This window comes from Frateuria flava (genome assembly GCF_017837635.1).
GTDB lineage: Bacteria > Pseudomonadota > Gammaproteobacteria > Xanthomonadales > Rhodanobacteraceae > Frateuria_A > Frateuria_A flava.
In genome coordinates this window covers 96,513-109,840 of the sequence record NZ_JAGJRS010000007.1, presented here as the reverse complement: position 1 = coordinate 109,840, position 13,328 = coordinate 96,513, and the positions used below count along the sequence as shown (strand labels likewise).

16 protein-coding genes are annotated in these 13,328 nt (G+C 62.1%); 11 read left to right on the top strand and 5 right to left on the bottom strand.

The annotated features are described in order from the left end of the window. The first annotated feature begins 44 nt into the window (after positions 1 to 44). The 7 genes from J7I44_RS03270 to J7I44_RS03240 all read left to right on the top strand — a co-directional run bounded on the left by J7I44_RS03270 (position 45) and on the right by J7I44_RS03240 (position 6,478). Positions 45 to 2,192 (top strand): adenosylcobalamin-dependent ribonucleoside-diphosphate reductase, encoded by a 2,148-nt coding sequence (locus J7I44_RS03270; RefSeq protein ID WP_209615689.1) that lies wholly within the window; start codon positions 45 to 47, stop codon positions 2,190 to 2,192. A gap of 47 nt (positions 2,193 to 2,239) precedes the next feature. Next, entirely contained in the window at positions 2,240 to 2,827 is a 588-nt protein-coding gene (locus J7I44_RS03265; RefSeq protein ID WP_209615685.1) for a histone H1-like repetitive region-containing protein, read from the top strand. 256 nt (positions 2,828 to 3,083) lie between these two features. Then, positions 3,084 to 3,818 carry a TSCPD domain-containing protein gene (locus J7I44_RS03260; RefSeq protein ID WP_209615680.1) on the top strand — a complete coding sequence of 245 codons (735 nt, stop codon included), beginning with the start codon at positions 3,084 to 3,086 and terminating at the stop codon, positions 3,816 to 3,818. Between the two features lie 60 nt (positions 3,819 to 3,878). After that, on the top strand, positions 3,879 to 4,559 hold the full coding sequence (locus J7I44_RS03255) for a TIR domain-containing protein (RefSeq protein ID WP_209615678.1): 681 nt from the start codon (positions 3,879 to 3,881) through the stop codon (positions 4,557 to 4,559). Positions 4,560 to 4,581: 22 nt separating this feature from the next. Beyond that, positions 4,582 to 5,271 (top strand): FRG domain-containing protein, encoded by a 690-nt coding sequence (locus J7I44_RS03250; protein ID WP_209615673.1) that lies wholly within the window; start codon positions 4,582 to 4,584, stop codon positions 5,269 to 5,271. A 58-nt stretch (positions 5,272 to 5,329) separates the two neighbouring features. Further along, positions 5,330 to 5,941 (top strand): hypothetical protein, encoded by a 612-nt coding sequence (locus J7I44_RS03245; protein ID WP_209615670.1) that lies wholly within the window; start codon positions 5,330 to 5,332, stop codon positions 5,939 to 5,941. 132 nt (positions 5,942 to 6,073) lie between these two features. After that, positions 6,074 to 6,478: a hypothetical protein gene (locus J7I44_RS03240; RefSeq protein WP_209615667.1), complete on the top strand. Its 405-nt coding sequence runs from the start codon at positions 6,074 to 6,076 to the stop codon at positions 6,476 to 6,478. A 466-nt stretch (positions 6,479 to 6,944) separates the two neighbouring features. Here J7I44_RS03240 and J7I44_RS03235 read toward each other — a convergent pair whose 3' ends face one another. After that, complete coding sequence (locus J7I44_RS03235) at positions 6,945 to 7,454, bottom strand: GNAT family N-acetyltransferase (RefSeq protein ID WP_209615664.1); 510 nt, start codon at positions 7,452 to 7,454, stop codon at positions 6,945 to 6,947. 41 nt (positions 7,455 to 7,495) lie between these two features. Next, positions 7,496 to 7,816 (bottom strand): lysozyme inhibitor LprI family protein, encoded by a 321-nt coding sequence (locus tag J7I44_RS03230; protein WP_209615660.1) that lies wholly within the window; start codon positions 7,814 to 7,816, stop codon positions 7,496 to 7,498. Positions 7,817 to 8,234: 418 nt separating this feature from the next. Between J7I44_RS03230 and J7I44_RS03225 the strand changes: the two genes are divergently transcribed. Together J7I44_RS03225 and J7I44_RS03220 are read left to right on the top strand one after the other, a co-directional pair. Then, positions 8,235 to 8,540 carry a hypothetical protein gene (locus J7I44_RS03225; RefSeq protein ID WP_209615656.1) on the top strand — a complete coding sequence of 102 codons (306 nt, stop codon included), beginning with the start codon at positions 8,235 to 8,237 and terminating at the stop codon, positions 8,538 to 8,540. 135 nt (positions 8,541 to 8,675) lie between these two features. Further along, a complete protein-coding gene (locus J7I44_RS03220; RefSeq protein ID WP_209615653.1) occupies positions 8,676 to 9,296 on the top strand; it encodes a DUF1294 domain-containing protein in 621 nt (206 codons plus the stop codon). A gap of 212 nt (positions 9,297 to 9,508) precedes the next feature. Here the strand turns inward: J7I44_RS03220 and J7I44_RS03215 are convergent, their stop codons facing one another. Together J7I44_RS03215 and J7I44_RS03210 are read right to left on the bottom strand one after the other, a co-directional pair. After that, entirely contained in the window at positions 9,509 to 10,012 is a 504-nt protein-coding gene (locus J7I44_RS03215) for a DUF6692 family protein (protein ID WP_209615650.1), read from the bottom strand. Then, positions 10,009 to 10,491 carry a DUF305 domain-containing protein gene (locus tag J7I44_RS03210; protein ID WP_209615647.1) on the bottom strand — a complete coding sequence of 161 codons (483 nt, stop codon included), beginning with the start codon at positions 10,489 to 10,491 and terminating at the stop codon, positions 10,009 to 10,011. The genes J7I44_RS03215 and J7I44_RS03210 overlap by 4 nt, the downstream gene beginning before the upstream one ends. Before the next feature lie 416 nt (positions 10,492 to 10,907). Here J7I44_RS03210 and J7I44_RS03205 point away from each other — a divergent pair, with 416 nt between their 5' ends. Further along, positions 10,908 to 11,804: a 1-acylglycerol-3-phosphate O-acyltransferase, YihG family gene (locus tag J7I44_RS03205; RefSeq protein WP_209615645.1), complete on the top strand. Its 897-nt coding sequence runs from the start codon at positions 10,908 to 10,910 to the stop codon at positions 11,802 to 11,804. Between the two features lie 164 nt (positions 11,805 to 11,968). Here the strand turns inward: J7I44_RS03205 and J7I44_RS03200 are convergent, their stop codons facing one another. Next, positions 11,969 to 12,217, bottom strand: coding sequence for a hypothetical protein (locus J7I44_RS03200; protein ID WP_209615643.1), 249 nt, complete (start codon positions 12,215 to 12,217; stop codon positions 11,969 to 11,971). Positions 12,218 to 12,772: 555 nt separating this feature from the next. Here J7I44_RS03200 and J7I44_RS03195 point away from each other — a divergent pair. Further along, on the top strand, positions 12,773 to 13,315 hold the full coding sequence (locus tag J7I44_RS03195; RefSeq protein WP_209615641.1) for a DinB family protein: 543 nt from the start codon (positions 12,773 to 12,775) through the stop codon (positions 13,313 to 13,315). The last annotated feature ends 13 nt before the right edge of the window (positions 13,316 to 13,328 follow it).

Sequence of the window (13,328 nt, the reverse complement as noted above, 5' to 3'; positions counted from 1 at the left end):
AAACTTTTTTCAGATGGGTCGCAAGGCCGGGAGACACAGAATCAATGAGCACCGCGCGCGCACCACTTGCCGCCACCCGTGATACGGCCATCCCGCTGCAACCGGCCTCCTACGACATCTGGGACAAGAAGTACCGCCTGCGCACCAAGTCGGGCGAGCCGGTGGACGGCACCATCGACGAGACCTGGCAGCGCGTCGCGCGCGCCCTGTCCGACGTCGAGGCGACCGAGGAGCTGCGCGCGCACTGGTACGAGCGCTTCCTGTGGGCGCTGCGCCGCGGCGCGATTCCGGCCGGCCGCATCACCTCCAACGCAGGCGCCTTGGAGCACAAGCCGGCGACCTCCACGATCAACTGCACCGTGTCCGGCACCATCCGCGACTCGATGGACGACATCCTGGAGAAGGTCCATGAAGCGGGCCTGACCCTGAAGGCCGGCTGCGGCATCGGCTACGAATTCAGCACGCTGCGCCCGCGCGGCGCTTACGTCTCCGGCGCCGGCGCCTACACCTCCGGCCCGCTGTCGTTCATGGATATCTACGACAAGATGTGTTTCACCGTGTCCTCCGCCGGCGGCCGCCGCGGCGCGCAGATGGGCACGTTCGATATCTCCCACCCGGACGCCAAGGAATTCATCCGCGCCAAGCGCGAGGACGGCCGGCTGCGCCAGTTCAACCTGTCGCTCTTGATCACCGACGGCTTCATGCAGGCGGTCGAGCACGACCAGGACTGGCCGCTGGTGTTCCCGGTGCACGTCAAGGAGCGCGAGGAGATCGACCTGGACGATCCGAGCAAGGTCGTCTGGCGCGAGTGGCCCACCCACGAGAACTACGTCGACCGCGAGGACGGCCTGGTCGCCTGCAAGATCTACGGCACCATCCGCGCGCGGCACCTGTGGGACATGATCATGGTCTCGACGTACGACTACGCCGAGCCCGGGTTCATCCTGATCGACAAGGTCAACGAGATGAACAACAACTGGTGGTGCGAGCACATCCGCGCCACCAACCCCTGCGGCGAGCAGCCGCTGCCGCCGTACGGCTCCTGCCTGCTCGGCTCGATCAACCTGACCACCTTCGTGCGCGACCCGTTCGGCCCGAAGGCGCGCTTCGACTGGGACGAATACCGCGACGTGGTCAAGGTGTTCACCCGCATGCTCGACAACGTGGTCGAGATCAACGGCCTGCCGCTGGAGCAGCAGCGCAACGAGATCATGTCCAAGCGCCGCCACGGCATGGGCTTCCTGGGCCTGGGTTCTACTCTGACCATGCTCAAGATGCGCTATGGCTCCGAAGCGGCGGTCGGCTTCACCGAGGACGTCTCGCGCGAGATGGCCGTGGCCGGCTGGGAAGTGGCGCTGGACCTGGCCAAGGAAAAGGGCCCGGCCCCGGTGCTCGCCCGCGACTACACCGTCACCGGCGACATGCTGCGCAAGCGCCCGGAAATGGCGAAGGACGGCTACAAGGTCGGCGACACCATCCGCGGCCGCGTGCTGCACGCGAAGTACAGCCGCTACATGCAGCGCATCGCCAGCGTCGCGCCGAACCTGGTCGAGCAGCTTGCCGAAACCGGCGCGCGCTTCACCCATCACAGCTCGATCGCGCCCACCGGCACCATCTCGCTGTCGCTGGCCAACAATGCCTCCAACGGCATCGAGCCGAGCTTCGCGCACCACTACTCCCGCAACGTCATCCGCGAGGGCAAGAAGTCCAAGGAAAAGGTCGAGGTCTACAGCTACGAGCTGCTCGCCTACCGCGCCCTCATCAACGCCAACGCGTTGCCGTTCTCAGACGACCCGGCCGCCAAGCTGCCGGACTACTTCGTGGCCGCCGACGACATCAGCCCGAAGGAACACGTGGACATCCAGGCCGCCTCGCAGAAGTGGATCGACTCGTCCATTTCCAAGACCGCCAACGTCCCCACCGACTACCCCTACGAAGACTTCAAGGACATCTACTTCTACGCCTACAAGCAGGGCCTGAAGGGATGCACCACCTTCCGCTTCAACCCCGCCGCGTTCCAGGGCGTCCTGGTCAAGGAAGCCGACCTGGAGAGCACCCTCTACCGCTTCGAATTGGAAGACGGTAGCGTTATCGAACTGAAGGGCAACGAGCAGGTGGAATACGACGGCGAAATGCACACCGCCGCCAACCTGTTCGATGCCCTGAAGGAAGGCTATTACGGCAAGTTCTAGCCAACGCAGGTCTCACACAAAAACCTAAGTCGGAGGGGAAGACCACCATGTCCATCGATACCGAAAACGAAGCGCAGAACAGTTCCATGCCGTCCACGGGCGACACGCCGGCCGCTGCGCCGATGGGCGCTCCGGCTCCGCAGACGCCGGCTCCGGCGAAGAAGGCGCCGGCGAAGAAGTCCCCGGCCAAGAAGGCGGCTCCGAAGAAGGCTGCCGTCAAGAAGGCTGCGCCGAAGAAGGCCGCTGCTGCCAAGAAGGCGGCTCCGAAGAAGGCTGCCGCCAAGAAGGCTGCGCCGAAGAAGGCCGCTGCCAAGAAGGCGGCGCCGAAGAAGGCCGCTGCCAAGAAGGCGGCTCCGAAGAAGGCTGCCGCCAAGAAGGCGGCTCCGAAGAAGGCCGCCGCCAAGAAGGCAGCACCGAAGAAGGCTTCTGCCAAGAAGGCCGCGCCGAAGAAGGCCGCTGCCAAGAAGTCGCCGGCCAAGAAGGTCAGCAGCAAGAAGACGGCCGTGAAGAAGGCCGCTCCCAGGAAGGCGGCAGGGAAGAAAACCGCCAGCAAGAAGACTGTCGCCAAGGCGCCGGTCAAGCGGTCCACTGCCAGCAAGAAGGCGGCGCCGAAGAAGGCTGCCCGCCGCAAGTAAGCCGTACCGCCTCCGGCCCGGGTTTGCCCGGGCCGGAGTCTTCCGCACCACCCGCGCGCCGCGCGCATCGCCCTCCCGCCAGGGACCGCGAACCGAAAGCCACCACCGCGCGTGCTGCCTTCCCGCACAAGCGGAAATCCATTTGCTCCTGCCCTCGACGGGCCGCCCCAGATGGATTCCCCCTTCTGCGAGCTTCAACGCTTCGTCCAACCACCGGCCGCCCGTCGACGGCCCGCCAGAGAAAGAGAAAACACCCATGACGATCAAGATCGAAAAGAAGATCAAGGGCTACCAGGTCGTCAAGCCCGAAGACAAGGCCGCCCCGGTCGCCGCCGCGCCCGAGAAGAAGGCCGCGGAGCCGCGCCAGGCCGAAATCATCCAGATGCACGAGAGCGTCGAGCGCCCCGAATCGCTCGTCGGCTCCACCTTCAAGATCAAGTCGCCGCTGTTCGAGCACGCGCTGTACGTCACCATCAACGACATCGTGCTCAACCAAGGCACCCCGCACGAACAGCGCCGCCCCTTCGAGATCTTCATCAACTCGAAGAACATGGACCACTTCCAGTGGATCGTGGCGCTCACCCGCATCCTCTCCGCCGTGTTCCGCAAGGGCGGCGACGTGACGTTTATCGTCGAGGAGTTGAAGGCGGTGTTCGATCCGCGTGGTGGGTACTTCAAGGCGGGTGGCGTTTATATGCCGAGCATCGTGGCCGAGATCGGCGCGGTGATCGAGCAGCATATGAAGAACATCGGGCTCATCCATGATCCGGAGATGGATGAGGCGCAGAAGAAGCTGGTGGCCGAGAAGCGGGCGGCGTATGAGGCGGCTTCGGCGGGGAAGAAGGCGGCTGAGGTGGCGTCAAACACTGAGAGCAATGCCAGTGGGTTTCCGCCGGGGGCGACGTTGTGCGCGAAGTGCAATACGCAGGCGCTGGTGCTGATGGATGGGTGTCAGACTTGTTTGAATTGTGGGTATTCGAAGTGCGGGTGAGGGCTTAGCTGGTCTGAAAAAGACGGCGTAAAGCCGTCTTTTTTTTCAAGGATGTTATCTATGGATCTTAAGCAGGTATGTGAGTTATTGCAGCGAAATGGTTTTTTGTTGGACGAAGTCAAGGGAATCGGCTACGGGCAACAGGCCAGGTTCACCAACGGCACGACAGTCAACGTTTACGACTCTGGGAAAATCGTAGTCGGGGGTAAGGACCAAGAAGGCGCCAAGCGTCTTCTCGGTCTCTCTGTTCAGCCTCAAACGGCACCCGTGTCCATCGTCCGGGGGAACAACAAGGTATTTGTTGTCTATGGCCACGACGAACAAGCCAGAACTCAACTAGAGGCAATGCTCCGTAGGTGGGGCATGGAGCCACTAATCTTGGATCAACTCCCTTCCGAGGGGCAGACGATTATCGAAAAGCTGGAGTCCTACACAGCGGACGTCCAGTTTGCCGTGGTGCTTGCGACACCTGACGACCGTGGGCATCGTGCCGAGCATGCAGACGAATCCGCCTATCGAGCAAGGCAGAACGTGGTTTTGGAATTGGGTATGCTGCTATCCAAGTTGGGAAGGAGGCGGGTGGCGATTCTCCTAAAGCAGCAGGAGAATATGGAACGACCCTCAGACATCCAGGGTCTTATTTACATACCATTTAGAGACGACTTGGCAAAAGAGGCTGGCTTGTTGCTCGCGAAGGAAATGGCTGCTCAGGGATATAACCTTGACGTCGCACGCATTTGAACTGGAGATGTAGAGGTTATAAATGACGGAGCGCGGGTCAGTTATCAACACATTTGCCGAGTTGCACAGTTGGCTGAGTCCGTTCCGCGAAGACAAGCGTTGGCTGTTCCGGGGGCAGGCTGACATCGCATGGCCAGTTATACCGAAGGCCGGCCGACCCTCGTATGCGCATACCGACGATAGCTTTGTTTTCAAGGCTTGGAAGCGCCAGGCTGTCGAGTTTATGGTTCGGGTGCCAGTTAACGATTGGGAGTGGCTGTCCGTCGCGCAACATCACGGTTTGGCGACTAGGTTGCTGGATTGGACAACTAATCCCTTGTATGCAGCTTTTTTCGCTGTCCGCGAACTTCATGAAAAGGACTGCAAGCTACTGGCTGTTCGCTTCTCCCGAATTCACGACGCGACCAAGGGCTCGCCGTTCCTCTTGAAGGAGGTGGGGATGTTCTTCCCGAACCGGCTGGCGCCCCGGATCACCAGGCAAGGCGGCGTCTTTTCCATCCACCCCAAGCTTTCTGTTGAGCTTAATGGGAAATGCGATGCTGTGGCTGAGATAGAGGTTGCGACTATTCCAGCGGCGAAAAAGGCAAGTCTCCAGGCGGAGCTGTCCTTCTATGGCGCTAACGCGCTAGCGTTGTTTCCAGACTTGGATGGGCTAAGCCAGTTCACAAATTGGACGGTCGAGAGCAAAGAGTATTGGCGGCAGCGTGTATGAAAGCCCTGCCAATAACGGGTCGGCGCCCCTTGTTGGAATATATCAACATGAGGTTTAAATGACGCTTGCCGAGGAGCTCGCTTCGTTGGATAACTGGCTAACGCGACTGCCGTCGGTCGGCATGAAGGCCCTTGGTGGTGCGGGCTCCTCGATGTACGTGCTTGACTGGGTAATGATCGGCGCGGTCAAGCGGTCGCTCAACTTGGCCAGTGGCCTCACCTCGATGATCAGTGCGAAGAACATGGTGTGTGCTCGCGCACTGCTTCGCATGCAGCTCGATACCGTGACGCGTCTTCTCGGCTACACCTACGTTGACGATGCTGAGCTCGTCGCGAGGGCCGTCATGGGTGGCAAGCAGCTTCGTGAGTTCAAAAGCGTCGACGGAAGGAAGTTAACAGATGCGTACTTGGTAGACCGCATGTCTAGCTCTTTCCCGTGGGTACGGACGGTCTACGACTACACATCCGGGTATGTTCACTTCTCCGAGCGACAGTTCTTCGACGCTATTCACTCGCTCGGCGGCGAAGATAGGACGATGAACCTGCAGGTGAGCCACGTCGATAACAAATTCCCGGAGTCAAGTTGGGCCGAGATCGCCGCCTGCTTTAATCATCTTCTAGAAATCACAGAGGAAGTTCTGGTTCGCTACTCCGCAACTAAGGGACAGTAACGTAGGAAAAACACGGGTCAGAGTGGACTTCCTTCCACCAAAAACAGGGTTAGAGTGCACTTTTTTTGAAAGTGGACTCTGACTCGCGATTTGGTATGTATATATTTGTGAGATCGATAACAGGGGCGTAGCATGAGCGCTATTAAATCAGAAGGGAATTCGGCTTCGGCGGGCACGGCTAGCGTAATAACGCGCGCACAGGGTGCGACCATCATCATTTTGCTCTTGGTTGCTCTCCTAGGCTCATTGCTACCGGTTATCCATCCGATCGGACGCTGGGAGTATCAGACTTTAGAATTTCCCGGCACAGGCATAAGCCGGACCGGTAGTTTGGCGCTCAGCGCTAGCACAATCCAGGTCGATTCCTCGAAGCTCAAGGTTATGGGTGAACAAGGCTGGGAGCTCGTGGACAGCTATTTAGAGGTCGAAACTGCCTTTCCCAATTTTGGCAAGGAGGAATATGTGACCGGTCTTCGAGAGAACATTCGGCCGCAAAAAGTAGTTCTTCTGTTTAAGCGACGGGTTGGCCTGTTTTAGGGCCAGGGAGCAAAACCCGGGTCAGAGTGCACTTTCTTCGTAAGGTCGACTCTGACACCTGTTTCTCGGATTTGTCGGAGCTCGATCTAAGACAGCAGGCTGAAAGCCTTGCAGCCTTTATAAAGAGGGCGAACGCAGCGCGAAGTTGACGGCAAAAAAGCAAAACCGTGGTTTGCTGTGAGGAGGCGTCGTCGATGATCGATTGGGTCAACCCCGCTGCAACTCTTATTGCGTCGTTTGGCGGAGCTTGGGTTGCCTTCAAGCTTCAGTCTTGGGAAAAGGAAAAGGGTAACGGGGTCAGGTTCACTTATTTAGCGCTTGGAAGTGAACCTGACCCCGTTGTTGCCCGGTTGCAGCGCTGCCTTCTCGAGGTCATCGAAATCCATCGGTTGCCGCCTGATGTTCGGGTTCACCCGCGTGCGGAAACAGGCGAAGCGTGCCGCAGCACGTCGGGTACGACAAAGGGTTAGCCCGCACTGGCTGGCCCCTGCAAGAGAGCCATTTGCACGCCCTCGTGGAACACGCCGTCGAACCGCAGCGCACAGCGGGTGCGGGCCTCGTGCTCAAACCCCAGCTTTTCGTACAAGCGAATGGCAGCGAGGTTGTCGGCGCGAGCCTCCAGGGTGATGCGATAGATCCCTTTGTGCAGGGCATGCGCGATGGTTGCTCGCAACAAGCGCTCGCCGGCGCCTTGGCCGCGGAAATCGGCGCGTACGCCCATGCCGAGGCTTCCGACGTGGCGCAGCGCATAGGCCCAGTGGGCAAAGATGTCGCACCAGCCGACGACCTGCCCGCGGACGATTGCGACGTACTGCGCGGCGTCGTTGTCTACGGAACTCTGGACAAACCCCTGTACCTGCGCGAGCGGAGGCGCCTCGACCTGGGCAAGGAAACGGCGCTCGCGCGCAACAGAATCAAGGCATTCGCGAAAGCCTTCAGCGTCCTCGATCCGAATCTGGCGAACCGTGATATCCATGGTATGGGTCGTGCGGGTCCCGGGCCCGGCTGCGAGATGGTTCAGTCGAAAAGATGTTGTAGAACCTGGCGGCGATGATTTGCATGGTCTGTCATGCATTTCATGGTTGCCGGAATACGGATCGAGCCATCAACGTTCAAGAAAAACGCTACGTCACAGTCGGTTTTCCGGAAGTCATCCCATTTTTGCTGCGCAGATATCAGTTGCTTCTTTGCTTCAGCTGCTCCCCTGTCGCCGTCTGAGGCCATCTTGTCCAACTGCGTCAATGAGGCCGCGTAGGCTGAGTCCAGGGCGGAATCTGCGCGGTTCAATTCCTGTGACGCGCACTCTTCGATCTCTGTGTCCGTGTCCGCCGTATCCATGCAGTTATCGCCAAAACCCGGGTCAGAGTGCACTTTCTTCGGAAAACCCGGGTCAGAGGGCAAAACAGGGGTCCGCAAAACAGGGATCAGAGTGGACTTTCAAAGCCGGCGCTGACCCCTGTTTTCGTGTCCTCACGGACGCACGTGGATGACCGTCTTCCCGCCGGAAACACGGGTCAGAGTGCACTTTCTTGTAAAGTCGACTCTGACCCCTTGTTTGCAGCGACATGAGTTTTCAGAGGGAATTAAAGCAACGTGATTCCCTCCGTCCCATTTGCTGTCGGTCAGGGGTGAGCCAGACTTATCCTTCGCTCGCGTAGGGGACGGGACCAGACACGGCATGAGTCGAAGCAGAGGCGATATTGGGCGCTTGGCTACCACCATGGGCTTGGGTTTGCTATTGAACGGATGTGGCCTAATGGCGCACCGACCGTGGATTCAGCTCGCGAAGGAAGCGACGGGCGACGGGCGCACCCCGGACACTGCGGTACGCTTCAGCCCTGCGCCGCGTGATCTCATCATGTATGTCCGGTCTGAACAGGCCTGGTTGGAGCTGCACGGCTACACCCGCATCGACGGGCATCAAGCAAAGAGCGCGTTGGCGCCGACGCGGCGAGGATTCTTCTTTCTCCATACTTGGGCCGTGCGCGGACCCACTGGGCAGGTGCGCACCATCTACTTCGACCAGACACCCATGGTTGGTTCGCCGATGGATGTGAACTAGAGGGGTAGAGGCCGTTGGCCCCCTCGGCTAACTTGGCCAGGTTCACTTATAGACAAGCGGCATTGCTCGATAACGACGCACGCTTCATTCGAGGCCGCTGTCGCCCATGGGCAAGCTGGGGAACAGGGGAGCAGGATGCGTTATCAGGGTCGTATTACGCGCTGGCACCATGGCCGCGGTTTCGGTTACATCGTGCCCAACGGTGGTGGCGACGAGCTGTTCGTGCATGCCAAGGCGCTGCGTGGATGGCGAGGCCAGCCTGCGGGCGGCGAGATCGTCACCTACGGCCACGCCCGTGATGGACGTGGACGGCCTTGCGCTGAAGAGGTGCGGCGCGTGGACATGCGGCCCGCGCGGGCGACTACCGCTCCGCCGTTGGCAGCCGGGCCCGGTGGGTGGTGGTTGCCCACGGGATTCCTGGCTGCGCTCGCAGGGGCATCTGTGTTCGGGCGGCTGCCCATGGTCGTCCCGGTGGTGTGCGCGGGGATGAGTGCGCTGACGTTCCTGGTCTACGCGCTGGACAAGTCCGCGGCAAGGCAGGGGCGGTGGCGCATCCGCGAGCAGTCGCTGCACCTGCTCGCGCTGGCCGGCGGATGGCCGGGGGCCTGGGTCGCACAAGGGCTGCTGCGGCACAAGACGCGCAAGGCGTCGTTCCGCGGGCCTTTCTGGTTCACGGTGGTCGCCAATATCGCGTTCGTGCTGTGGCTGGCTTCGTCGCGCGGCCGGATGTTCCTGCATGCACTGGTTGAAGGCTGAGGAAGGGGATTCCCGTGGTGCTGCTACGGGTGGCCATGACTCACCGAACCGGATTCACCCTTGGGCGAGGGGCGACTTCGTGATCGCGATCAAATGCTTTTGGTGGGCTGCTGGTCGGATGTGAGCAAGCGGGTGCTGGACAGTAAAGCTGGCGCGATGGGTTCTGATGCCATGGCGCAGCCTGGTTCCTTTCTCCGCGGCGCCACGCGTTGTCAGCCACCTCGCCGGCACTCGGCGAACCCCTTGAACCCCAGCTCCTGGGGTACATGCGGCAGGCGGATGATCAGGTCCGCCTCGTGCTGGCCGTGGCTTGCATTGCCCTCGTCGAGCGGTCGCAGGACGACCTGGAGCCCGCTCTGGGCAAACGTGTCGTTCCCGGTGCGGGGCAGGGGAATGAGGGTTTCGTTGAGCTTGAGGACGCCATTGGCCTGCGCGCCGCCGTAGACGAAGCTGGGCCAGGCTGCCGGGGTGAGGCGAAATACGCAGCGGTCCCGCGTGCCACCGAGGCGGTCCAGGTCCGCCTGGCTCATGGTTTGCGGTTGCACGTCGTCCATGGCCACCCCGGCGAGTGCCTCGGCCGCGGGCCGGAGGGGTGCTGCCGGACGGGGTGGGTCGAGGGCCGCTTCGGTGTCGTTGCCGACGGAAGGGTTGCCATGATGGCAGCCGGCGAGCGCGAGGCAGGCGGCGACACGGGTGAGCATGCGAAGGCAGGTCATGGCGTGGCCTCCGCTTTCCCTGGCGGCCGGATGCCGTGCTGGTCGATGTCGTCGATCAGGTATTTCATCTGGGCGATTTCGCGCCGCTGCGCCTCGATGATCCCCTTGGCCAATTTGCGGGTGCGCGGATCGCGGATGTGGGCGTGTTCGCTGGTCATGATCGCGATGCTGTGGTGCGGGATCATCGCCTTCATGTAGCTCACGTCGTTCACCGTTGCCTGGCTGCGCACCAGCCAAAGCGCGGCCGCGAACACCAGCACCGAGACGCCCAGGATCACCACGTTCAGTCCGACGTTGCGGTACATCGACCACATGAAACCGATCATGACCAGCGCCATGACCGCCCCCATCACCAGCGCCATCCACAGGCGCGTCTGGCTGAAAAACACGTGGTCGAGCGAATAGGTGTTGAGATACATAAGCACGAACATCAGCACGGTCGACGTGCCGATCATGGCCAGGAACCGGCCATAGCCCATCGTGGCCATTCTTGAGGGCTCGCCTTCGGGGGCGTGCTTTTGCGCAGGCGATTCGCTTCGTGGATGCATGGAGTCTCCTCTGCTCGCCTTCCGCGGTGTGCTCGGGGCGCCGGTCCAGCGGGATCGATGAGCGAACCGTTGTAGGTCGGCCCGGGTCTCTCGGGCGTGAAAGGAAACCAGGGCGTGTGCCCATGGATCACCGGGGCTGGTCGAGTAAGCCTCTTCCGGACATCCAGAGAGCAGAGCGAGGTCGGCGCCGCGTGCTTCGGCACGATCGAAAGGCTCGGCCAGCAACTCCACTTGGTACCCGGCCGCTTCGTGTGCGGGTTGCTCGTCGCCCTGCAAGCATCCGACGTGGGTCAAGCGAACCTCGCGGCGCACGCGTTACGCTACAGCGCCCCACGATGGTTCCCTTCATGTTCGCCTCGCTACCGGCGCTGCTGCGCGTCCCGCTTGCCATCCTGTTGCTCGTCGCCAACACGGTGGCGCATGTGGTGGTGCTGTTCGGACTCACCCTGCTCAAGCTCGTGCTGCCCTGGCGTGGCGCGCGCGTGGCGCTGTCGCGCGCGTTGGTGGTGATCGCGGAGAGCTGGATCGGGGTCAACAGCGTGCTGTTCGATCTTTTCACGCGCATCCGCTGGCGGATCGAGGGGCTGGAAGGCCTGCGGCCGGACGGCAATTACCTGGTGCTTTGCAACCACCAGAGCTGGGTGGACATCCCGGTGTTGCAGAAGATCTTCAACCGCCGCATCCCGTTCCTGCGCTTTTTCCTCAAGAGCCAGCTGATCTGGGTGCCGCTGCTGGGGCCGGCGTGGTGGGCGCTGGATTTTCCCTTCATGAAACGCCATTCGCGCGAGCAACTGGCCAGGCACCCCGAGCTCGCCGGCAAGGACCGCCAGACCACCCGCCGCGCCTGCGAGAAATTCCGCCACATGCCGGTGTCGGTGATGAATTTTGTCGAGGGCACGCGCTTCACCCGCGCCAAGCACGCATCGCAGGCCTCGCCCTACCGCCATCTGCTGCGCCCCCGCGCCGGCGGCGTTGCGTTTGTGCTCGACGCGATGGGCGAGGGCCTGCACGCCATCCTGGATGTCACCGTCATTTACGCCGGCGGCGCTGGGTCGATGATGGACCTGATCGCCGGCCGCCTTCGCGACATCCGCGTACGGGTGCGCCAGCGTCCCATCGAACCGGACCTGCGCGGCGACTACGAGAACGATGCGGCCTTCCGCGAGCGCTTCCAGGCGTGGATCAACACGTTATGGGTGCAGAAGGATGCGGACGTGGAGCGCTTGCTGGAAGGCGGCAGTTGACGGTTATTGAGCGTAGGTGCGTATGACCCACGCAAGGGCAACCGACATGGCGGCAAGCAGCAGCGCGAATAGCCGTTTGCCCGGTTCGATACGCTGTCATGGTGGGGCCTGTCAGATCCGGGATCTCGTCGATGGCCTGCCCGACACCCCCATGCAGGGTTTCCTCAACTACCCATCGGGCGCATCGGCACCGGTCCGCGGGGTTGCTCCTGGATTGGCTGCGGATGGGTGCGGCCGAGCGTGATGTTCTTGCTGGCGCGGACGTCGCGATTGGAAAAGGTCCATATCTCGCCCGTGGCGGTGATGAATACCGTCCAGTAGAGATCCGATTCCGGACCATAATCGATGAGGATGTGGGCAAGGCCCTCGCCCTTGGGCGTATCGAGCGGCAAGGGCGGATTGAGCTGGAGCATGGCAAGTCCGCGGTGGTGACGATGCGCCTAGCCTGCTTCCCTGTGCAGTGAAGGGGGCGCAAAGGATCGTTCCGGGACTGCGGCTGGGCGATGCTCGGCCCGCACCTAATCACCGGCCGACCGTGGGCGTGATGGGCGTTCCTTCCTGCCGCATGCCCGACCGCGCGATGCGTGCCCATGCACGGTGCGCGCGACCAAAAGGGCCAGCAGCGGAACGGCGATGACGGCGATTCACGTCACCAACGTCGCCACGAGGATGACGATGACCCGTTTGCGTTGCGATGGCATCGAACCGTGGCGCGGCCGCGGAGGGTCGGTTGCTGGGCATGTAGCGATCCCGTCGTGGTGAAGGCAGCGCGCAACACGGTTCGAGAGTGCAGCGGGCGCTGCCCGCCGTTCAACCGAGGCCGGCTTTCCGGCGGTACGCGGCGATTCCGCCGTGTCCCAGCCGCGCCGGTGCCGGCACCCTGGAGCGGGTCGCCTGGTGTCAGCCGGCGCCGCCGGGTAAGGTCGATCCCTTTGCCCCGGGCGCCAGGCTGGGAACAGGTTTCTTGCATGTCACTTGCACGCGATTTCCAACTGATGGCCCGCTACAACCAGTGGATGAACGAGCGGCTGTACACGGCCGCGGCGTCGCTGGACGAGGCGGCGTTGCGCGCCGACCGCGGTGCTTTCTTCGGTTCGATCCTTGCCACGCTCGACCACATCCTGGCCGCGGACGCGCACTGGTTGAGCCGCTTTGCCGCGAGCTTCCCCGAGCTCGCGTCACTTCAGCCGCTCCGGCACGCACCCTTGCCGGCGCTGGTCCGTGGCATCACGTTTCCGGACTTTGCGCGACTGCGCGGCGACCGCGAGACGATGGACGGCCTGCTTGTGTCGTTCACCCAGGAAGCCACCGAGGCCACATATGCCCGGCCGATGCGTTACGTGAACAGCGCGGGCGAGTCCTTCACGCGGGAGGCGGGGCTGGTGCTGCGCCACGTCTTCAATCACCAGACGCACCACCGCGGTCAGGTCACCACGCTCTTCAGCCAGTGCGGCGTGGCCATCGGCGTCACCGACCTGTCGGCGTTGATCCCGGAGTGGTCGGCGGCCTGAGTCGGGCCGGTGA

Coding starts and splice junctions, on each gene's coding strand:
- J7I44_RS03270 (WP_209615689.1), top strand. CDS start 45: ATGAGCACCGCGCGCGCACCACTTGCCGCCACCCGTGATACGGCCATC.
- J7I44_RS03245 (WP_209615670.1), top strand. CDS start 5,330: ATGACGCTTGCCGAGGAGCTCGCTTCGTTGGATAACTGGCTAACGCGA.
- J7I44_RS03195 (WP_209615641.1), top strand. CDS start 12,773: ATGTCACTTGCACGCGATTTCCAACTGATGGCCCGCTACAACCAGTGG.
- J7I44_RS03265 (WP_209615685.1), top strand. CDS start 2,240: ATGTCCATCGATACCGAAAACGAAGCGCAGAACAGTTCCATGCCGTCC.
- J7I44_RS03225 (WP_209615656.1), top strand. CDS start 8,235: ATGGCGCACCGACCGTGGATTCAGCTCGCGAAGGAAGCGACGGGCGAC.
- J7I44_RS03255 (WP_209615678.1), top strand. CDS start 3,879: ATGGATCTTAAGCAGGTATGTGAGTTATTGCAGCGAAATGGTTTTTTG.
- J7I44_RS03205 (WP_209615645.1), top strand. CDS start 10,908: ATGTTCGCCTCGCTACCGGCGCTGCTGCGCGTCCCGCTTGCCATCCTG.
- J7I44_RS03200 (WP_209615643.1), bottom strand. CDS start 12,217: ATGCTCCAGCTCAATCCGCCCTTGCCGCTCGATACGCCCAAGGGCGAG.
- J7I44_RS03250 (WP_209615673.1), top strand. CDS start 4,582: ATGACGGAGCGCGGGTCAGTTATCAACACATTTGCCGAGTTGCACAGT.
- J7I44_RS03230 (WP_209615660.1), bottom strand. CDS start 7,816: ATGGATACGGCGGACACGGACACAGAGATCGAAGAGTGCGCGTCACAG.
- J7I44_RS03210 (WP_209615647.1), bottom strand. CDS start 10,491: ATGGGCTATGGCCGGTTCCTGGCCATGATCGGCACGTCGACCGTGCTG.
- J7I44_RS03215 (WP_209615650.1), bottom strand. CDS start 10,012: ATGACCTGCCTTCGCATGCTCACCCGTGTCGCCGCCTGCCTCGCGCTC.
- J7I44_RS03240 (WP_209615667.1), top strand. CDS start 6,074: ATGAGCGCTATTAAATCAGAAGGGAATTCGGCTTCGGCGGGCACGGCT.
- J7I44_RS03235 (WP_209615664.1), bottom strand. CDS start 7,454: ATGGATATCACGGTTCGCCAGATTCGGATCGAGGACGCTGAAGGCTTT.
- J7I44_RS03260 (WP_209615680.1), top strand. CDS start 3,084: ATGACGATCAAGATCGAAAAGAAGATCAAGGGCTACCAGGTCGTCAAG.
- J7I44_RS03220 (WP_209615653.1), top strand. CDS start 8,676: ATGCGTTATCAGGGTCGTATTACGCGCTGGCACCATGGCCGCGGTTTC.